This is a genomic window from Geobacter hydrogenophilus (assembly GCF_018501225.1).
Taxonomy (GTDB): Bacteria; Desulfobacterota; Desulfuromonadia; order Geobacterales; family Geobacteraceae; genus Geobacter; species Geobacter hydrogenophilus.
The window spans coordinates 104,627-123,152 of record NZ_JAHCZI010000007.1; the positions used below are offsets into that span (position 1 = coordinate 104,627).

Annotated in this window: 18 protein-coding genes, 1 tRNA gene and 1 pseudogene; 17 read left to right on the plus strand and 3 right to left on the minus strand. The window is 61.4% G+C overall.

Going from position 1 to position 18,526, the window contains the following annotated elements; all coding sequences use genetic code 11:
• Positions 1-12: 12 nt before the first annotated feature.
• The 15 genes and pseudogenes from KI811_RS12405 (at position 13) to mtaB (ending at position 14,499) form a co-directional block, all read left to right on the plus strand.
• Positions 13-1,928 (plus strand): annotated as a pseudogene (locus KI811_RS12405) (GspE/PulE family protein).
• Positions 1,929-2,032: 104 nt separating this feature from the next.
• On the plus strand, positions 2,033-3,100 hold the full coding sequence (pheA, locus tag KI811_RS12410) for a prephenate dehydratase (RefSeq protein WP_214186797.1): 1,068 nt from the start codon (positions 2,033-2,035) through the stop codon (positions 3,098-3,100).
• Positions 3,101-3,112: 12 nt separating this feature from the next.
• Positions 3,113-3,973 (plus strand): prephenate dehydrogenase, encoded by an 861-nt coding sequence (locus tag KI811_RS12415; RefSeq protein WP_214186848.1) that lies wholly within the window; start codon positions 3,113-3,115, stop codon positions 3,971-3,973.
• 38 nt (positions 3,974-4,011) lie between these two features.
• Positions 4,012-5,301 carry a 3-phosphoshikimate 1-carboxyvinyltransferase gene (gene aroA / locus KI811_RS12420; protein WP_214186798.1) on the plus strand — a complete coding sequence of 430 codons (1,290 nt, stop codon included), beginning with the start codon at positions 4,012-4,014 and terminating at the stop codon, positions 5,299-5,301.
• Positions 5,298-6,005 (plus strand): (d)CMP kinase, encoded by a 708-nt coding sequence (gene cmk, locus KI811_RS12425; RefSeq protein ID WP_214186799.1) that lies wholly within the window; start codon positions 5,298-5,300, stop codon positions 6,003-6,005. The genes aroA and cmk overlap by 4 nt, the downstream gene beginning before the upstream one ends.
• A 39-nt stretch (positions 6,006-6,044) precedes the next feature.
• Positions 6,045-6,893, plus strand: coding sequence for a 4-hydroxy-3-methylbut-2-enyl diphosphate reductase (locus tag KI811_RS12430; RefSeq protein ID WP_214186800.1), 849 nt, complete (start codon positions 6,045-6,047; stop codon positions 6,891-6,893).
• Positions 6,894-6,961: 68 nt separating this feature from the next.
• Positions 6,962-8,722, plus strand: coding sequence for a 30S ribosomal protein S1 (locus KI811_RS12435; protein ID WP_214186801.1), 1,761 nt, complete (start codon positions 6,962-6,964; stop codon positions 8,720-8,722).
• 125 nt (positions 8,723-8,847) lie between these two features.
• On the plus strand, positions 8,848-9,135 hold the full coding sequence (locus KI811_RS12440; protein WP_004513014.1) for an integration host factor subunit beta: 288 nt from the start codon (positions 8,848-8,850) through the stop codon (positions 9,133-9,135).
• Positions 9,136-9,144: 9 nt separating this feature from the next.
• A tRNA-Leu gene (locus KI811_RS12445) sits at positions 9,145-9,232 on the plus strand.
• 63 nt (positions 9,233-9,295) lie between these two features.
• Positions 9,296-9,649 (plus strand): hypothetical protein, encoded by a 354-nt coding sequence (locus tag KI811_RS12450; protein ID WP_214186802.1) that lies wholly within the window; start codon positions 9,296-9,298, stop codon positions 9,647-9,649.
• Between the two features lie 146 nt (positions 9,650-9,795).
• Entirely contained in the window at positions 9,796-10,473 is a 678-nt protein-coding gene (cysE, locus tag KI811_RS12455; RefSeq protein WP_214186803.1) for a serine O-acetyltransferase, read from the plus strand.
• Between the two features lie 13 nt (positions 10,474-10,486).
• Positions 10,487-10,915, plus strand: a complete 429-nt coding sequence (locus KI811_RS12460) for an Rrf2 family transcriptional regulator (protein ID WP_004513017.1) — start codon at positions 10,487-10,489, stop codon at positions 10,913-10,915.
• Positions 10,916-10,946: 31 nt separating this feature from the next.
• On the plus strand, positions 10,947-12,086 hold the full coding sequence (locus KI811_RS12465) for a cysteine desulfurase family protein (RefSeq protein WP_214186849.1): 1,140 nt from the start codon (positions 10,947-10,949) through the stop codon (positions 12,084-12,086).
• Positions 12,083-13,189 (plus strand): tRNA 2-thiouridine(34) synthase MnmA, encoded by a 1,107-nt coding sequence (gene mnmA, locus KI811_RS12470; protein ID WP_214186804.1) that lies wholly within the window; start codon positions 12,083-12,085, stop codon positions 13,187-13,189. Before KI811_RS12465 ends, mnmA begins: the two co-directional genes overlap by 4 nt.
• Before the next feature lie 14 nt (positions 13,190-13,203).
• On the plus strand, positions 13,204-14,499 hold the full coding sequence (gene mtaB / locus KI811_RS12475) for a tRNA (N(6)-L-threonylcarbamoyladenosine(37)-C(2))-methylthiotransferase MtaB (RefSeq protein WP_214186805.1): 1,296 nt from the start codon (positions 13,204-13,206) through the stop codon (positions 14,497-14,499).
• On the opposite strand, the gene KI811_RS12480 is transcribed toward mtaB, so the two are convergent.
• From KI811_RS12480 to KI811_RS12490, 3 genes are all read right to left on the minus strand, one after another.
• A complete protein-coding gene (locus KI811_RS12480; RefSeq protein WP_246551726.1) occupies positions 14,486-15,637 on the minus strand; it encodes a sensor histidine kinase in 1,152 nt (383 codons plus the stop codon). The two genes, mtaB and KI811_RS12480, sit on opposite strands and share 14 nt — an antisense overlap.
• Before the next feature lie 97 nt (positions 15,638-15,734).
• The gene (locus KI811_RS12485) at positions 15,735-16,925 is read right to left on the minus strand and encodes a DUF6178 family protein (RefSeq protein WP_214186806.1); all 1,191 of its coding nucleotides are present in this window, start codon (positions 16,923-16,925) and stop codon (positions 15,735-15,737) included.
• Between the two features lie 8 nt (positions 16,926-16,933).
• Entirely contained in the window at positions 16,934-17,257 is a 324-nt protein-coding gene (locus KI811_RS12490; RefSeq protein ID WP_004513023.1) for a YcgN family cysteine cluster protein, read from the minus strand.
• A gap of 209 nt (positions 17,258-17,466) precedes the next feature.
• Between KI811_RS12490 and sixA the strand changes: the two genes are divergently transcribed.
• The gene (gene sixA / locus KI811_RS12495; protein ID WP_214186807.1) at positions 17,467-17,958 is read left to right on the plus strand and encodes a phosphohistidine phosphatase SixA; all 492 of its coding nucleotides are present in this window, start codon (positions 17,467-17,469) and stop codon (positions 17,956-17,958) included.
• A gap of 42 nt (positions 17,959-18,000) precedes the next feature.
• Positions 18,001-18,525, plus strand: coding sequence for a helix-hairpin-helix domain-containing protein (locus KI811_RS12500; RefSeq protein WP_214186808.1), 525 nt, complete (start codon positions 18,001-18,003; stop codon positions 18,523-18,525).
• Position 18,526 lies beyond the last annotated feature (1 nt).

Below are 18,526 nucleotides of genomic sequence, written 5' to 3' on the forward strand. Positions count from 1 at the left end.
TTCCCTGCTGCCATGTCCGTAAAGAAGGTCGGAGAGATACTTGTTGAAAACCGGCTGATTACCGAAGATCAGCTGCGGGAGGCTCTGGAACTTCAGAAGGTCTTTCCCGATCAGCCCGTGGGGCAGCTCCTCTGCAAGCTCGGCTTCCTTACCGAAAGCGATCTTTCCTATATCCTCGAACAGACCGGAAAGCGCCAGAAGCTTGGCGATATCCTCTTGCGTGAGCGGCTCATCGACCAGGAACGTCTTGGTCAGGCCCGCGAGGTCGCCAAGCGGGACGGCATCCCCCTCGCCAGGGCACTGCGCAAGCTTCGCCTTGTGGAGGAGGAGCCCCTCGCCAAGGCGGTGGCAATCCAGTACGATCTGTCTTTCGTGCACATCAATACCCTTGAGATCGAAGCGGAGCTTGCCCGCTACATCAACCCCTCCTACGCCCAGAAACAGCGGATTGTCCCCATCGCCAAAATCGGCAATACCCTGACCCTGGCAATGGCCTATCCGATCAAGCTCCAGGAGCTGAAGGATCTTGAGCAGAGCATCCGAGCGCGGATCATTCCCGTTATCGCCGTGGAGAGTGAAATCCTCAAGGCCCAGCAGCGCCTCTACCGGACTTCTGCCAGTTCTGCTGCCACCTTTGATGAGGCTGACCTTGAGATCGGGCCGGGGAGCATCTCGGAAATCCTGGGCGCCAATGCCGACGACGAACCCGACATCGAGGACGAGGTCAAGAAGGTATCCGAGCGTGACAGCATCATTGTGAAGCTCGTCAACAAGATCATCTTTGACGCGCATCAGAGCCGCGCCTCCGACATTCATATCGAGCCGTACCACGGCAAGAACGATATTGTTGTCCGGATGCGGGTTGACGGCAGATGCAAGGTCTACCAGCGCATACCCTACCGCTACAAGTACGCGATTCCTTCCCGCCTCAAGATCATGGCTGAGCTCGACATTGCCGAAAAGCGCAAGCCCCAGGACGGAAAGATCAATTTCAAGAAGTTCGGTCCCCTCGACATGGAGCTTCGCATCGCCACCATGCCCACTGCCGGCGGGTTGGAGGATGTGGTGATCCGGCTCGTCAATACCGGCGAGACCTTTTCCTTTGATAAGCTGGGCCTGACCGAACGGAACATGCGCATCTTCAGCGAGGCCGTAAGCAAGCCCTACGGCCTGGTTCTCGTGGTGGGGCCAACGGGGAGCGGCAAAACCACCACGCTCCACGCGGCGATTTCTCGGATAAACAGTCCCGAGGTGAAGATCTGGACTGCCGAGGACCCGGTGGAGATCACTCAGAAGGGACTGCGGCAGGTGCAGGTCAACCCCCGGATTGGCCTCACCTTTCCGGCGGCGCTTCGTTCGTTCCTGCGGCTCGACCCCTGGGGGAAATGCGGGACGAAGAAACCGCCTCCATCGCCGTGGAGGCTTCCCTGACCGGGCACCTGGTCCTTTCCACGCTTCATACCAACTCGGCCCCCGAAACGGTGACACGCCTTCTGGAGATCGGGCTTGATCCGTTCAGCTTTTCCGATTCGCTCATCTGTATCGTTGCCCAGCGCCTGGCCCGGCGTCTCTGCGAGGAGTGCCGGGAGATCTACCGCCCCGACAGGCAGGAGCTTGCTGAGATCATCGCGGAGTACGGTGAGGAGCAGTTCGCCGCCACCGGCCTCGTGGGAAACGAACTCGTCCTTGCCCGGGCCGTGGGGTGCCCTTCCTGTGGCCAGACCGGTTACCGCGGCCGCCTCGGTATCCACGAGGTGCTCGAATGTACGGATAGTCTGAGAAGTCTGATAAAAAAGCGGTCTGAAACCGAACTTATCCGCCGCCTGGCCATGGACGAAGGGATGACGACCCTTCGCCAGGACGGCATACTCAAGGTATTCCAGGGTCTCACCGACATCCACGAGGTGCGCAAGGTCTGTTTGAAATGACGTTTGTGTAAACCAGAAAAGGTTTGCATTTTTACCCCCTTTCCTATACAGTACCCCCTCCACGGCATGTCCGCTTACTCCCCACCGGATGGTCCCTACGCACCATGAAAACGCTCCAAGAGCTGCGTCGTGATATCGACGCGATAGATGACGAAATTCTGGTTCTTCTCAACCGTCGCTCCCGGCTGGTCATAGAGGTCGGCAAGGTCAAGGCGGGGGAGAACCGTGACTTTCACGTGCCGAGCCGGGAGCGGGAGATCTACGAGCGGCTTACGGCCGGAAACCCGGGACCCTTTCCCAACGAGGCGATCAGAAGCGTCTTCCGGGAGATCATCTCAGCGTCCCTCTCCCTCGAATCCCCCATGAAGGTTGCCTTTCTCGGCCCCAAGGCGACGTTCACCCATCTCGCTTCCCTGCAGCATTTCGGTCTGTCGGCGGAGCTCGTCCCCCAGAAGTCTATCCCTGCGGTCTTCGAGGAGGTCAGCAAGGGGCGCTCCCTCTATGGCGTGGTGCCGGTGGAAAACTCCACCGAGGGTATGGTTTCCCACACCCTCGACATGTTCATGGAGAGCGATCTCAAGATCAACGCAGAGGTTCTCCTGGAGGTTTCCCATGACCTCCTCTCCCGCACCGGCCGCCTTGATGATGTGAAAAAAGTTTACTCCCACCCCCAAGCCATAGCCCAGTGCCGCAACTGGCTCGACGAGAACCTGCCGGGGGTGCCGGTGGTGGATGTGGCCTCCACGGCCCTGGCGGCCCAGATCGTCGGGGAGGATTACACCGCCGCCGCTATTGCCAGCGAGTTTGCCGCGACGCTGTATGATCTGAAGGTGGTGCGCCACAGAATCGAGGACCAGGTGAACAACTTCACCCGCTTCCTGGTTGTGGGGCGGAAAATGGCAGATCGGTGCGGCGACGACAAGACCTCTCTCATGTTTTCGGTCAAGGACGAGCCGGGAATCCTCCACCGGATGCTGGAGCCCTTTGCCAAACGGGGGGTCAACCTGTCCAAGATCGAGTCGCGCCCCCTCAAGAAAAAGGCCTGGGAGTACATCTTTTTCCTCGATCTGGCCGGCCACATCTCAGATCCGGTGGTGTCCGATGCGGTCCAGGAACTGAAGAACTACTGCCAGTTTGTCAAGATCCTCGGATCATACCCCCGGGCGAAATAGCCGTTGGAAACAATGCCCTTCATCCATAGATTAGCCATCATCGGCGTTGGCCTCATCGGCGGCTCCCTGGCCCGCATCCTGCGGGAGAAGGGGGCGGTTGGGGAAATTGTCGGAATCGGGCGCGGCGAGGCAAACCTGCGCAAGGCGGTGGAACTTGGGGTTATCGACCGGTACTCCCTGGATTCTGCAGCCGGCGTCGAGGGGGCTGACGTCGTTTTTCTGGCCACGCCGGTCTGCTCCATTCCTTCCATAACGGCTGAGATTGCCCCCCATCTGGCTCCCGGTTGCGTAGTGACCGACGGGGGGAGCGTGAAGGAAGAGATTGTTTCCGCCTGCGAACCCCTCATGCCGAAGGGGGTTCATTTCGTCGGCGGACACCCCATCGCCGGCACTGAGCACTCGGGTGTGGAAGCGTCGTTTTCCTCCCTCTATGTGGGAAAGCGCTGCATCGTGACCCTTACCCCCCGTACCAGTCAGGATGCCCTTGCCAAGGTGGTGCGGATGTGGGAGGTCGCCGGTTCCGAAGTGGTCATCATGGATACGGAGAAGCACGACCGGGTGGTTGCGGCCATTTCCCATCTCCCCCACATGGTTGCCTATGCTCTTGTTAATGCCGTTGAAGGGTACGATCGCTTCGAGGAGAGTATCCTTCGTTACTCCGCCGGCGGGTTCCGCGACTTCACCCGGATAGCCTCGTCGGACCCGGCCATGTGGCGGGACATCGCCCTCATGAATCGGGAAGCGGTCATCGAAATGATGGACCATTTTGCCGCATACTTTGCGAGACTCCGGGAGTTGGTGGCAGCGGCCGACGCCCCTGGGCTCGAACGCTTCTTCCGGGAATCGAAGGAAAGCAGAGACGCTATTCTGTAGGGAAGGCAGCTCCTAAATCTCAGCCAAGGTGGTTAATCGTGCAGAGCTATACCGTTCGGCCGGCCAAGGGGATCCGTGGCGAGATCACGGTTCCCGGCGACAAGTCCATATCCCACCGTTCCATAATGCTCGGTTCCATTGCCCGCGGGGAAACCACGGTGCGCGGCTTTCTCCGGGGCGAGGACAATATTGCCACCCTGAACGCCTTCCGGGCCATGGGAGTTGTCATTGATGACGATGGCGAGACACTCCGCATCGCCGGAAAGGGACTTCGTGGCCTCGCGGAACCGACGGACGTCCTTGACTGCGGCAATTCCGGGACCTCCATGCGGCTTCTGACCGGCCTTCTGGCTCCCCAGCGGTTCTACTCGGTGCTGTCCGGCGACCAGTACCTGCGGCGCCGTCCCATGCGGCGGGTGGTGGAGCCCCTCTCACGGATGGGGGCCTGCATCCATGGCCGTGAAGGAGGGGAAAAGGCGCCCCTTGCCATTGTCGGGCGGGACCTGAAAGGGATCTCCTACACCTCGTCCGTCGCGAGTGCCCAGGTGAAGTCGGCGCTCATGCTGGCCGGGCTCTACGCAGAAGGTGAGACGCGGGTAACCGAGCCGCACCTTTCCCGGGATCACTCGGAGCGGATGTTTCGCCACTTCGGTGCCGATATCGAGAACGGCCCCGCCGGAGTTGTCGTCCGCGGCGGCAGGGAGTTGGAAGGGCGGGACATCATAGTCCCCGGAGACATCTCGTCTGCCGCCTTCTTCATGGTGGCGGCCCTCATCGTCCCGGGCTCCGAACTTCTCATCCGCGGGGTCGGAGTGAACCCGACACGCACCGGCATCATCGACATCCTGACCGCCATGGGGGGCTCCCTGGAGTTGCTTGACCAGCGGGAGGTTTCCGGAGAGCCGGTTGCCGATATTCTGGTGCGCTCATCTCGCCTCAAGGGGATTGAGATTGCCGGCGAGGTGGTCCCCCGGGCCATCGATGAATTTCCCGTCATCTGCGTCGCCGCTGCCGTGGCCGAGGGGCGCACTGTCGTCAGGGAGGCCCGGGAACTCCGTGTCAAGGAGACCGACCGGATTGCCGCCATGGCCACCAACCTGCGGGCGGTAGGTGTAACGGTCACCGAAACCGAAGATGGCATGGATATCGAAGGGGCGGAGCAGATTGCCGCAGGCACCGTGGAGAGCTTCGGCGATCACCGGATCGCCATGTCGATGCTCATCGCTGGCCTCACGGCAGTGGGGGATATAACCGTCACCGACACCGAGTGTATAGGTACGTCGTTCCCCACGTTCTTCCCGCTGCTCGAAAAGGTTGCGGCCCGGTGAGCGGCGTGGGAAGACGGGGCCTCATCATCGCCATCGACGGACCCTCCGGCGCAGGGAAGAGCACCATTACCAAGCGTCTTGCCGACCGCCTCGGCTATGTCCACATCGACACCGGCGCCATGTTCCGGGCAGTGGCTCTCGTTGCGAAACGGGCAGGCCTTGACGGTGCCGATGACGAGTCCCTTGAGCGGTTGTGCCGTGGGATCGAGATCGATTTTTTTCGCAACAACGGCTGCTGTCGCGTCATCGTCAACGGCGAGGATGTGACCGAAGCCATAAGGACGCCGGAAATCAGCTCTCTGACATCGGCCATCTCGGCCCGCAAGGTCGTGCGGGATTTTCTTCTGACGCTCCAGCGCCGCATGGGGAATGAAGGGGGCGTGATCCTGGAGGGGCGGGACATCGGCACCGTGGTATTTCCCAATGCTGATGTCAAATTTTTCCTCTCCGCGTCGGTGGAGGAGCGCGGGCGACGCCGCTGGCTCGAGTTGACGGCCAAGGGTGAGAATGTCACCTTGGAAGACACGGTTTCTGCCGTCGCCCTGAGGGATAAACAGGATTCGGGGCGCGAGCATGCTCCCCTCAGGCGAGCCGATGACGCCATAGACGTCGATTCGACCGGCCTTTCCATAGATCAGGTGGTTGCCCTCATGGAGGGTATGGTCCGGGAAAAGGAGCAGGTCCGCAGTGTCTGCACCCCCTGAAACACCAATGAGAAAAGAACACTCTGGAGTCTCAATCATATGGAAATAATTCTGGCCAAGCGGGCCGGCTTTTGCTTCGGCGTTAAACGGGCCACCCAGATGGCCTTCGAGGCGGCCGAAAAAGAGGGGAAAACCTACTCACTCGGTCCCATAATCCACTCGCCTCAGGTGGTGCATCGGTTGGAGGAGATGGGGGTTAAGGTTCTCAAGGGACTCGGCGAAATCACCGACGGGACCATCATCGTCCGTTCCCACGGCGTGACTTCGGAGGAGTTGGAAGAGGCCGTCCAGAAGGAACTTGAAGTCGTCGATGCCACCTGTCCCTTTGTCAAAAAGGCCCAAGAGAATGTTCAGAATCTCTCCGAAGCCGGTTACGAAGTGGTTGTCGTGGGAGATGCCGATCATCCCGAGGTCCAGGGGATTGTTTCCTATGCCAAGGGGAAGGTGTACGTGGTTGGGTCTGAGGAGGAAGCGGCACGGTTGCCGAAGATGAAGAAGATCGGCATAGTCGCCCAGACCACACAATCTTTCGATAACCTGAAGCATGTAGTCCTCGAATGTCTTCGCAAGGGGGCCGAAATTCGCATCTTCAACACCATCTGCGATGCGACGGCCGTGCGCCAGCAAGAGGCGACGGCCCTGGCCCGCACGGTTGACTGCATGATCGTTATCGGCGGCTACAACAGCGCCAATACCAAACGACTTGCTGAGGTCTGCGCTGAACTCCAGCCCCGGACCCATCAGATTGAGACGGCCCAGGAGATCAACCCTGCCTGGTTCGGGGGCGTGGCCAAGGTGGGGGTGACCGCCGGAGCGTCGACTCCCAAGTGGCTCATTGATGAGGTGATCGAGCGGATCAGAGAGATAGATAGTGCTAAAACCAGTTGAATTTTCAAATAGATATGTGTTACGTTTGCATATCCTAATCCACAAACGATTCAGGGAGGCCAGCTTTAATGAGTGAAGACAAGGACATGAAGAACCGCAACGCCATGACGATCAAGCGATTCGTCGATGTGGAGGAGGATGGGGAGCACGGGGGGTCGGGGGAGTTTGCCGAGCTTTTCCAGGAGAGCATCAAGCAGCACCGCGTGGGAGAGGTCGTTACCGGCAAGGTCGTTCACATCAGCAATGAATTTGTGCTTGTCGACATCGGCTACAAGTCCGAGGGGTGCATTGCCATAGACGAATTCCTTGGCGAAGACGGTAATCTGACCGTCAAGGTTGGCGACGAAGTGAAGGCGCTCTTCGAGCGGAAGGAGAACCAAAAGGGGTATGCGGTTCTCTCGCGGCGCAAGGCCGAGCGTCTGGCCGTCTGGGATGTTATCGATGAAGCCGGCGGCGAAGGGGGCATCATCGAAGGAAAGATTACCGGTAAGGTAAAGGGTGGGCTTACCGTCGATATCGGCGTTCAGGCTTTCCTTCCCGCCTCCCAGGTCGATCTCCGGCCCGGTGGCAACCTCGACAAATACATCGGCACCACCGACCGGTTCAAGGTTCTCAAGCTCAACAAAAAGCGGGGCAATATCGTTCTCTCCCGCAGGGTACTCATGGAGGAGGAACGGGAGTCTTCGCGCAAAGAGACCCTCACCACCCTTGCCGAAGGGCAGATCCGTGAAGGGGTGGTCAAGAATATTACCGATTATGGCGCCTTTGTGGACATCGGCGGTGTTGACGGCCTCCTCCACGTAACCGATATGTCGTGGGGCCGCCTTGGGCATCCTTCCGAGATTCTCAAGCCGGGCGACAAGCTGAATGTCAAGGTGCTCAAGTACGACCAGGAAAAAGGGAAGATTTCCCTCGGCCTCAAGCAGGTTACCCCTGACCCCTGGGTCTCCGTCGAGAAGAAGTACAACCAGGGCGACCGGGTAAAGGGGAAGGTTGTGAGCCTGACCGATTACGGGGCATTTATCGCCCTGGAAGACGGGGTAGAGGGGCTTGTCCATGTCTCCGAGATGTCGTGGACCCGCAGGCTGCGCCATCCCTCGGAAATCCTTACCGTGGGCGACGAGGTGGAAACGGTGGTCCTCGGTGTCGATATGGGCAACCGCCGCATCTCCCTCGGCCTCAAGCAGGTGCAGGTGAACCCCTGGACGCAGCTTGAAGAGAAGTACCCCGTGGGCACCAAGCTTGAGGGGCAGATCAAGAGCATCACCGACTTCGGTGTTTTTATCGGCATTGAAGAGGGGATCGACGGTCTTGTCCATGTCTCCGACATCTCGTGGACAAAACGGATCAAGCACCCGGGTGAAGTGTTCACCAAGGGGCAGACGGTCCAGGCTGTCGTGCTGAACATCGACCCCGAGAACGAGCGCCTCTCCCTCGGCATCAAGCAGCTTCAGCTTGATCCCTGGAGCGAGATTCCGGTCAAGTATCGTCCCGGCACCCGTGTTCACGGGAAGGTGACGTCGGTCACCGACTTCGGTGTTTTCCTGGAGATCGAGGAAGGGATCGAAGGGCTTATTCACGTGTCCGAACTTTCACGGGAAAAGGTGGCATCTCCCAAGGAGTTCACCAATGTCGGCGACGAACTTGACGCGGTGGTGCTCAGCGTCGATGAGTCGGAAAAGAAAATCGCCCTTTCCATCAAGTCTCTCCAGATGGCGGCTGAAAAAGCAGAGATCGAGTCGTACATGCAGGCCCAGGGCGAGGCCACGTCCAACCTCGGCGAGCTTCTCAAGGTGGGGCTCCGGAAAAACGGCGACGGAAACGACTAATCGCGCTGGTGCTGTTAACGTGAATGAGCATGAGCCGGCCGGGTATGCAATCCCGGCGGAACTTCCGCAGGAGGGGGGCGGGCCGCTGGCCCGGCTCACGGAACCTTGCAGCAAGGAGTGCATGAATGACGAAAAGTGAACTGGTAGAGCAGTTGGCAGAGAAGAATACGTGGCTGACCCGCAAGGATTCGGAGATGATAGTGAACCTTGTTTTCGACAGCATCAGCGACGCGCTCAAGCGGGGCGAAAAGGTGGAAATACGTGGCTTCGGCAGCTTCACGGTCCGAGAGCGCGGCGCCCGCGAAGCGAGAAATCCCAAGAGCGGTGATGTTGTGAAGATCCCCGCCAAGAAAACGCCGTTCTTCAAGACCGGCAAGGAGCTTCGCGAGCGGGTCAACACCAAGGAAGAGTAGATTCCTTTAGCCCGAATGGTGGAATTGGTAGACACAAGGGACTTAAAATCCCTCGACACTTAGTGTTGTGCCGGTTCGACCCCGGCTTCGGGCACCAATGGATGGGCGTGAAGGGGCTTTGCTTTCAGTGGCTGAGCCCCTTTCTTTTTGGATGGATCCGATGATCGATGAAAGATTGACAAGGCTTCTGCACCGTTTCGCTGTCGCGGCCGAGGCCCATGCTGCGGCCATGGATGCCATGGACGAGGAGAAGGCCAACCGGCATGCGCTTGTGCTCCAGGGGCTTTATCGTGAAATAGTGCTGGCGGGGGATGTGGGGAGAGAAGAACTCCTCGCCCTTGTGGACAGCGACCGAAAGGCCGTGGCAGGGATGGCGGCCGTCTATTCGCTCCGCTACTGCCCCGGGCGTGCCATTGCCGTGCTTCGCAGGCTTTCCGCCGAGGAGGGTCTCTTGGGTTTTCGGGCAGGCATGGCCCTTGAGCGCTGGGAGCGGGGAGAGTGGAACCTTGAGTGAGGGAAACTATAGTTGACAGATTTTGTAAGGTATGATACCTGACATATGTACAGCTATTCAGTGAGACGAGTGTCTGCCAGAGAAGGCCGGCACTCGTTCTGTTTCCACTCCCGCGGAGGGGACTCTGTCCCCGGGAAGGATCGTCAATGTTCGCACGCCTGCATGAGGACATTCAATCGGTTAAAGAACGGGACCCTGCTGCCCGCAGCAGCGTTGAGGTCTTTTTCTGCTACCCCGGCCTTCACGCCATCTGGTTCCATCGGTTCGCCCACTGGTTCTGGTTGCGCAAGTTCTTTTTCTTAGGCCGTTTCCTCTCGCACATGGGGCGCTTCTGTACCGGCATCGAGATCCATCCCGGTGCCACCATCGGCCGGCGGCTTTTCATTGACCACGGCATGGGTGTGGTGATCGGCGAGACGGCTGAAATCGGCGACGATGTCACCATCTACCACGGGGTTACCCTTGGCGGCGTGAGCCTGGAGAAGAAGAAGCGCCACCCTACCATAGAGAGCAATGCGGTCATCGGTTCCGGTGCCAAGGTGCTCGGACCCTTTACCGTGGGAGCGGGGGCAAAAATCGGCTCCAACTCGGTGGTGGTGAAGGAGGTGCCGGCGAACGCGACGGTGGTCGGCATTCCGGGACGGGTGGTCATGGCTGCCGATGAACCGGCCAAGAAGGCTGACTTCGAGCACGGCAAGCTTCCTGACCCGGAAGCAAAGGCCATTTCGTGCCTCTTCGAGCAGTTGCGGGAACTGGAGCGCAAATATGCTGATCTTGCGGACGAACATGCCGCGCTCAAGCGCCGGGTGGAGGCGGGAAAGTAGGAGAGTTTGATTCATGCGACTTTCGACACGGGCACAGTATGCGGTGCGGGCCATGGTGGACCTTTCCCTCCACTCGGAGGGGAGGCCGGTCTCGCTCAAGGATATTGCCCTGCGGGAGGATATTCCCCTCAACTATCTGGAGCAGCTCTTCAACCGGCTGCGCCGCGGCGCCATCGTGGAGAGCGTGCGGGGACCCGGGGGAGGATACCTCCTGGCCCGGGAGAGTTCGGCAATCCGGGTGGGGGAGATCGTGGCCACGGTTGAGGAACCCCTGACGCCGGTTTCGTGCATGGACAAGGGGAAGGGGCGCTGCACCCGGACGGCCGCCTGCACCACCCATAATGTCTGGGAGATGCTCGGCGAGCGGATCAGGACCTTTCTCGATTCCATTACCCTGGAGGACCTGGTAATCGAGGCGCGGGGGCGCGGAGGCGAGGAGTGAGGGCGGTATTGCCCGCATTTGAGACTGCATGATGATCTATCTGGACCACAATGCGACAACGCCGGTCCACCCTGAAGTGGTGGAGGCGTTGTTGCCGTTTCTGCAGGGGAAGTTCGGGAACCCGTCCAGCATCCACTGGGCAGGCCGCGCCGTGAAAGGGGCGGTGGAGGAGGCCCGGGAGCAGGTGGCTACCCTTGCGGGATGCGAGCCGGGGGAGGTGGTGTTCACCTCGTCGGGAACCGAGGCCGACAACATGGCCATCAAGGGGGTGGCCGCAGCCCTCGGGGGGCGCGGCAACCACATCGTCACTACCCAGGCGGAGCACCCAGGAGTGGCAAACCCCTGCCTCTACCTGGAGAGTCTTGGCTTCGAGGTGACCCGGGTACCGGTGGACCGGGACGGCATCCTGGACCTGGAGCGCCTGGAGGCAGCCATCACCGACCGCACCATCCTCATCTCGGCCATGGCCGCCAACAACGAAACCGGCGTCCTTTTTCCGGTGCGGAAAATCGGTGAGATCGCCGCGCGCCGCCGTGTCTATTTCCACTGCGACGGGGTCCAGGCGGCCGGCAGGGTCCCCCTCTCGGCCCGGGATGACGGCATCTCGTTTCTGGCCCTCTCGGGCCACAAGCTCTATGCACCGAAGGGGATAGGTGCCCTGGTGGTGAGGCGCGGGGTCAAGTGCCATCCGCTGATCCACGGCGGTTCCCAGGAGCGCAACCGCCGGGGAGGGACCGAGAATGTGGCCGGCATCGTGGCCTTCGGCAAGGCGTGCGCCATCGCCCGCGAGACCATGAATGACGAGATGGGGCGGCTTAGGGGGTTGCGCGACCGGCTGGAAGAGGGGATACTGTCACGGGTTTCCGGCGCCCGGGTGAATGGCCACCGGGAGCAGCGGCTCCCCACCACCACCAACATCACGATTCCCGGCGTGGAGGCCGATTCGCTCCTCATGGCACTGGACCTGGAGGGGATAGCTGCATCGTCGGGCTCCGCGTGCAGTTCCGGGACCCTCAAACTCTCACCGGTCCTGGCCGCCATGGGACGCACCCCCGAGGAGGCCAAGGGTTCGGTGCGATTCTCGCTGGGAAAGGGGAACACCGACGAGGAGATAGACCGGGTGCTGGCGGTGCTGCCGGCCATCGTTGCCCGGTTGCGGGGAAAATCATGACGGAGAAAACGAAAAAACGGATAGTCGTCGCCATGAGCGGCGGGGTCGATTCGTCGGTGACGGCGGCCCTCCTGAAGGAGGAGGGGCACGAGGTCATCGGCATCTCCATGCAGGTCTGGGATTACTCGAAGTTCACCGCCCCGGAGGGGGAGAAGTTCGACACCTGCTGCTCCCTGGACGACATCCACGACGCTCGCCGGGTGGCGGAGCAGATCGAGATTCCCTTCTACGTGGTGAATTTCGAGGAGGAGTTCCAACGGCTGGTCATCGACGACTTCGTGGACGAGTACTTTCGGGGGCGGACCCCGAATCCCTGCGTGCGGTGCAACCAGCGGGTGAAGTTCCAGCTCCTGCTCCAGAAGGCCCGGGAGCTGGGGGCCGACCTCCTGGCCACCGGCCACTACGCCCGGATCGAGCGGGGAGACGACGGCCTGTTCCATCTCCTGCGGGGGGATGATCCCGGCAAGGATCAGAGCTACTTCCTCTTCACCCTCACCCAGGAGCAGCTCGCCCGGGTCATCTTCCCCCTGGGAGGGATGACCAAGCCGGAGGTCAGGCAGCTGGCTGCCCGGTTCGGCCTGCGGGTGGCCGAGAAGGGGGAGAGCCAGGAGATCTGCTTTGTCCCGGACAACGATTACGTCCGGTTTCTGGAGGATGAACGGGGCAAAAATCAACTGGCCGGGGAGATTGTCGACCGGGCTGGCACCGTCCTGGGGCGCCACGAAGGGACCTACCGTTACACCGTGGGGCAGCGCCGGGGGCTCGGCATCGCCCATCCCCACCCCCTCTACGTGGTGGGGGTTGATGCGGAGCGGCATCAGGTGATTGTCGGGCCGAAGGAGGAACTCCTGGCCCCGGGGCTCGTGGCCACGGATGTGACGTGGGTCATTGCCCCGGCAACGGAGACCCTGGAGGCAGCGTGCAAGATCCGCTACCGGCACCATCCCGTGCCCTGCACGGTGACGGTCCTTGCCGGCAACCAGGTACAGGTCCGGTTCCGGGAGCCGGAGAAGTCGGTTACGCCGGGGCAGGCGGTGGTCTTCTACCGGGGCGACGAGGTTCTCGGTGGCGGTTGGATCGACGCAGCGGTGACCGAGGGGTAGCGGAAGAGGGATTCATGCAGAGAGTGGCAATTTCAACCCTGGGTTGCAAGATCAACCAGTTCGAATCGGCGGCCATGACCGAGAGTCTCGGTAGGGAAGGGTTCCGGATGGTCCCCTTTGACGAGGATGCGGACATTTACGTGATCAACACCTGCACGGTGACGGCGAAGACCGATGCCGAGTCGCGGCGACTGATCCGCCGCGCACTGCGCCGCAATCCCGCGGCCCGGGTGGTGGTGACCGGCTGCTACGCCCAGGTGGCACCCGATGCGGTCAAGGATCTCCCCGGCGTGTCCCTCGTGGTGGGGAACAGCGAGAAGAGGAGTATCGTCGAATTCCTGCGGGCAGCGGCCCCGGCGGAGAAGGTTGTCGTGTCGGACATCTCCCGGGAGCGGGCCGCGGAGGGGCTGCGGCTCGAAAGCTTTGCCGAGCACACCCGGGCCTTTCTCCAGGTCCAGAACGGGTGCGACGCCTTCTGCTCTTACTGCATCGTCCCCTATGCCCGGGGGCGGAGCCGGAGCGTCCCCTTCGGCGAAGTCCTCGCAGGGATCAGGAGCTTTGCCGCCCAGGGGTTCCGGGAGGTGGTGCTCACCGGTATCCACCTGGGGGCCTATGGCCTTGATCTGGAACCGCCGGCGAGCCTTCTGGAGCTTCTGGAGGCCGCCGAGGCGGAGAAAGCGGTGCCGCGGCTTCGGGTCGGGTCGGTGGAGCCCAATGAACTGACCGACGATCTCATCGACTTCCTGGCCCGGTCGGAGACGGTCTGCCCCCACCTCCACATCCCGCTCCAGAGCGGCGACGACCGGGTGCTCGAACGGATGGGGCGGCGCTATACGGCGGCGTTCTTCCGGGAACGGGTGAAACGTCTCGTGGCGGCGGTTCCCGACATCTTCATCGGCTGCGACGTCATTGCCGGCTTTCCGGGAGAAACCGACGAGGAGTTCCAGAACACCGTCCGTCTCATCGATGAACTGCCGGTGGCCTCCCTCCATGTCTTCCCCTATTCCCGGCGGGAGGGGACGGCGGCTGCTCGGATGGGGGGACAGGTGGATGGGAAGGTGCTTCGAGTCCGGGCTGAGATTCTGAGGGAGGTTGGCGAGCGCAAGCGGCGCTCTTTCTGCGAGCGGTTCGTGGGGCGTGAGCTGGCGGTCCTGATGCAGAACCGGGGCCGTGACGGCGAAGCTGTGGGGCTGTCGCGCAACTACCTGCCGGTCCGGGTGCTCGGCTACGCGGGGGAGATGAACGCCGAGGCGACGGTCATGGTCACGGAGGTGACGCCGGAGGGTGTGGGGGGAATCATCCGAGGGTAAAGAAGAACGTGGCACCCTTGCCGTCTTCTGCTTCGGCCCAGATTCTTCCCCCGTGACGGTGAATGATCCGCTGGACCGTGGCGAGCCCGATGCCGTTCCCTTCGAATTCCTCGGACCGGTGCATACGCTGGAAGGGGGTGAAAAGCCGCCCGGCGTAGCGCATATCGAAGCCGGCGCCGTTGTCCCGGACAAAGTAAATCGGTTTCTCCCCCTGTTCCATGACGCCGAATTCGATCTCGGCCTGTTCCCGCCTTGCCGTATATTTCCAGGCATTGCTCAAGAGATTTTCCATGACCGACCGAAGGAGCCGCCGGTCACCGCAGACGGTGATGCCGTCGGTGATCCGGATGGTGACCCCGGTGCGGTCCGGGTGGATGTAGCGGAGTTCCTGCTCGATGGTGCCGGCAATGGCGGAGAGGTCGGTCTGTTCCGGGGTAATGGGCTCGCGGCCAAGTCTCGACAGGTTCAGGAGCGCATCGATGAGCCTGGTCATCCGCTGGCCCGCTTTCTGGATCCGCTGGAGATAGTCCAGCGCCTCGGAGGGAAGATCGGTGCCGAAATCCTCCAGGATCGCCTTGCTGAAACCGTCGATGATGGTAAGGGGTGCCCGGAGGTCGTGGGAGACAGAGAAGTTGAAGGCCTGCAGTTCCTGGTTGGTCGCTTCCAACTGGGCGGTTCGCTCCTGGACCCGCTGCTCCAGTTCCGCGTTAAGGCGGCGCAGAGCCTCCTCGGCCAACTGGCGGTTGCGATGTTCCTCCGCTTCCTTGAGGGCGCGCCGTATCGCCGACCCAAGGCGCCCCATGTTACCTTTCAGAATGAAGTCCGTCGCCCCCTTGCGGAGGATTTCCACGGCCCGTTCCTCGCCCACTGTTCCGGAAATGACGATGAATGGTGTGTCCGGGCACCGTTCCCGGGCCAGTTCCAGGGCTGCGACCCCATCGTAGCCGGGGATGCTCATATCCGCCAGGATGAGGTCGAAGCAGTCTGCACTCTCCTCCAGGATGCGGGCGAACTGTTTCCCATCAGTTGCAACCGTTATGGTGCACGAGATTTCTTCTGAAGCAAGCTTCGCCCGCACCAGTTCCGCATCCATCGAATCGTCCTCCAGGTGGAGGATGCGAAGCGTCTCTCCTGTCAAACAGTGCCTCCCTTTCTGTACCTATCTTATCGGTGCTCATTGATGAAGGATCAGAAAATTCTCATCACCGTGGCGCTGTTGTCGAAAGACTTCTGACTCAAACTCGGGCCAGGAACTCCCTGAGCCGCTCCACGTCCGCCATCTCCCGGAACTCCCGGAATCCATCAACGCCATCGGGGTCGAAGGCCCGGTAGTAGCGGGGGGGCGTGGCAGCGAGGGCACGCAGGGCCTTGCCGGTGGCGTAATCGTCGCTGGTGAGGCCGCGGGCCTGTTTCGGCAGATCCATGACGATGCTGAAACCCAACCGGAAGAGGCGCTTGAGGCGTTCGCCGGCCAGGATGGCGGCGGCCTTTTCCTCGTCGTTGCGGGCCAGGAATTCCAGGGCTATGTTCAGGTACCCGTGGACCCGCTCGAAAATAGCCAGCATGGCCTCCCGGTCGTGGAGGGCGGTGCCGTCGACCACCAGGGCGCTGTTCACCAGATACGTGAGTTCCTGGTTGATCTCATCGGCCCCGGGCCGTGCCAGGAGCCGTCCGAGGAGCGATTCGGCGGCGCCGGGGCGGGCGGGAAGGTGACGGTGCACCGCTGCCGGGAAGAGTTCCTTCCCTCCCTCGAGGACGAAGGACGCCGGGTCGATGCGGGCATAGAGGGACTGGGCCTCCTCCTGCTCGGGGAACCCCAGGTCGGCGAGCCGCCCCGAGCGGAAGCGGAAGGCGAGTTCCTCCAGCTCGTCCTCGACTTCACTCTTCACCCCTTCCATGATTCCCAGGTAGAGTTCGTGGTTGGTGCGATAGACGATGTCGAGGAAACTGCCGACGGCCCGGGCGTGCTTGTCATTTTTGAACGTGATGAAATAGAGGTTGTCGAAGGTGTGGTCCCAGTCGGCGGTCCGCTCCTCGTCGGGCAGGAGCTCGCCGATTCCGCCCCCCACGCTGATCTCCTTTTCGAGCATGAGGAGGAGAAGCTCCAGGTCCAGGTGGGGAAGTTGCTCCGCAACCACCTCCTCCCCCGCCTCGAGAAGATAGCCGAGCCATTCGTAGGACTTGTCGGCGGTGAAGTTCCACTTGTCCCAGAGCTCCATGTCGAGGATGAAAGTCCGCTGTTCGGGTGACGCCAGTTCCCAGAGACCCATGGCGTCCGTCTCGCCGATCTCCTTTATGAGCCAGTAGAGTTCCTGTTCGGGGAGGGACCGGGCAAGGGACTTCGCCTCCGGATCGGCAAGGATGAGGTCCATCTGCTGCTTTGCCGGCAACTCCCGCAGGGTGGCTATCGTGTCATTATTTCCCATTTATCCGATTACTCCTTTGTTTTGGACCGCTTCGGCCGCCCATTCATCGTTGTCCGCGTGCGCTTTATCCCCAGCGCCCGGCGATAGGCGCAGTCGTCATGGAGCCAGGGGAGCTCCCGGACCAGTTCTTCGGTCAGCTTGACGCATTCGGGATTTATCTCGAAGCGGCGCTCGTAGATGACGCACTGGCGGGTGGCCACATCCAGGTAGCGGCACGGGGTCTGGGTGAAAAAGATGGTGCCGGAGTCGTCCTCGATCTTCTCGAAGCAGCAGAGGCCGCATTGTCGGCAGAGGGACTCCCAGGCGGCGTCGTGGTTGTCAGGCTGTTTCATGGGGTGAGGATACCGGAAGGGTCGCCGGCCTGTCAACGGATGATGCCGACGACGACATGGGCAGTGGTTCCATGTTACAACGGTGTAAAATACCCGCAAATCCGCAACAGAGGGGCAATTGGCCATTGAAAACTCCCCGGGCTCTGTTTTACTTAACCAGCGAAGGGATGAAATCAGTGGGTACCTGAGGTTTCTGGAAAGGAGGGTGCGTGAAACTCTATCTGATCCGTCACGGGGAAGCCGTCGAGCGGAGTGAAGAGATTCGCGAGGAGGACCGCTGGCTTACCGCGGCGGGGCGTGACGGGGTCCGTGCAAACGTGCGTCGTCTGGCAAAAAAGGTGGCTGTTCCCGATGTAATCGTCACGAGTCCCCTGGTGCGGGCGGTGCAGACGGCCGACATCCTTGCTGAGGTTTTGGGTTTCGAGGGCGAGGTCCGCGTATCGCAGGAGCTGGCGCCGGGGTTCAGCGTGGAGGCGCTCTTCCGCCTTGCATCCGCCTGCGAGTCACCACGGAGCCTGGCCGTGGTGGGGCACGAGCCCGATCTGGGCAGGGTGTTGGCCCGGCTTCTGGGTCTTGAGGGAGCACTTCCCTTCAAGAAGGGGGCGATTGTGGCCCTGAAGGTGGCGCCGGCCGGGAGCGGGACGCCGGCCCGGTTTCGGTGGCTGATCCATGGCGGAAAGAAGTTCAGTGAGCTTCCGTAAATTGAGCGTACGTTTTTACGATCAGGGCATAGGGGGAAGACCATGAAGGGAACGATGAAGGAGTTGCAGAAAATAAAGGGGATCGGCGAGATCCTCGCCCGGCGGTTCGTGGAGGCGGGGTACGATACCCACGGAAAGATCGCGGAAGCGGGGGAAGAGGCCCTGAAGGCCATCAAGGGGACCAACCCCCGGGCCATTTCGTCCATCATCTCCCAGGCCGCAGACCTTGCCGACGAGGTGGGGAAGGTCCGGGCAAAGCGGGTGGAGGAGCTGAAGGCAGCGGCGGCGACCCTGAAGGGCCAGGTGGAGGGGGTCGCTCGCAGCGTCAGGGACCGCTTTGCCGATGAGCTCCAAGGGAAGCAGGGGCGGAAGATCGAGAAGGAACTCCTTAAGGTGATGGCGGCCCTTGAGCGGGTCGAAGGGAAGATTGGCAAGCGGGTCAAGCGGGCAGGCAAGGGGCTTGCCAAGGCCGAGGCGCGCCTGGCCGGTCTTGCCGAACAGGGGGCCAAGGGGGTGGGCAAGGGGTTGAAAAAGGCCCGCAAGTCCCTCAAGAGGGTCCTCTCCTGAC

Excerpts from the sequence above, each read along its gene's own strand:
- pheA (WP_214186797.1), top strand. The coding sequence starts at position 2,033 with ATGAAAACGCTCCAAGAGCTGCGTCGTGATATCGACGCGATAGATGAC.
- KI811_RS12415 (WP_214186848.1), top strand. The coding sequence starts at position 3,113 with ATGCCCTTCATCCATAGATTAGCCATCATCGGCGTTGGCCTCATCGGC.
- KI811_RS12430 (WP_214186800.1), top strand. The coding sequence starts at position 6,045 with ATGGAAATAATTCTGGCCAAGCGGGCCGGCTTTTGCTTCGGCGTTAAA.
- KI811_RS12435 (WP_214186801.1), top strand. The coding sequence starts at position 6,962 with ATGAGTGAAGACAAGGACATGAAGAACCGCAACGCCATGACGATCAAG.
- KI811_RS12440 (WP_004513014.1), top strand. The coding sequence starts at position 8,848 with ATGACGAAAAGTGAACTGGTAGAGCAGTTGGCAGAGAAGAATACGTGG.
- KI811_RS12450 (WP_214186802.1), top strand. The coding sequence starts at position 9,296 with ATGATCGATGAAAGATTGACAAGGCTTCTGCACCGTTTCGCTGTCGCG.
- cysE (WP_214186803.1), top strand. The coding sequence starts at position 9,796 with ATGTTCGCACGCCTGCATGAGGACATTCAATCGGTTAAAGAACGGGAC.
- KI811_RS12460 (WP_004513017.1), top strand. The coding sequence starts at position 10,487 with ATGCGACTTTCGACACGGGCACAGTATGCGGTGCGGGCCATGGTGGAC.
- KI811_RS12465 (WP_214186849.1), top strand. The coding sequence starts at position 10,947 with ATGATCTATCTGGACCACAATGCGACAACGCCGGTCCACCCTGAAGTG.
- mnmA (WP_214186804.1), top strand. The coding sequence starts at position 12,083 with ATGACGGAGAAAACGAAAAAACGGATAGTCGTCGCCATGAGCGGCGGG.
- mtaB (WP_214186805.1), top strand. The coding sequence starts at position 13,204 with ATGCAGAGAGTGGCAATTTCAACCCTGGGTTGCAAGATCAACCAGTTC.
- KI811_RS12485 (WP_214186806.1), bottom strand. The coding sequence starts at position 16,925 with ATGGGAAATAATGACACGATAGCCACCCTGCGGGAGTTGCCGGCAAAG.
- KI811_RS12490 (WP_004513023.1), bottom strand. The coding sequence starts at position 17,257 with ATGAAACAGCCTGACAACCACGACGCCGCCTGGGAGTCCCTCTGCCGA.
- KI811_RS12500 (WP_214186808.1), top strand. The coding sequence starts at position 18,001 with ATGAAGGGAACGATGAAGGAGTTGCAGAAAATAAAGGGGATCGGCGAG.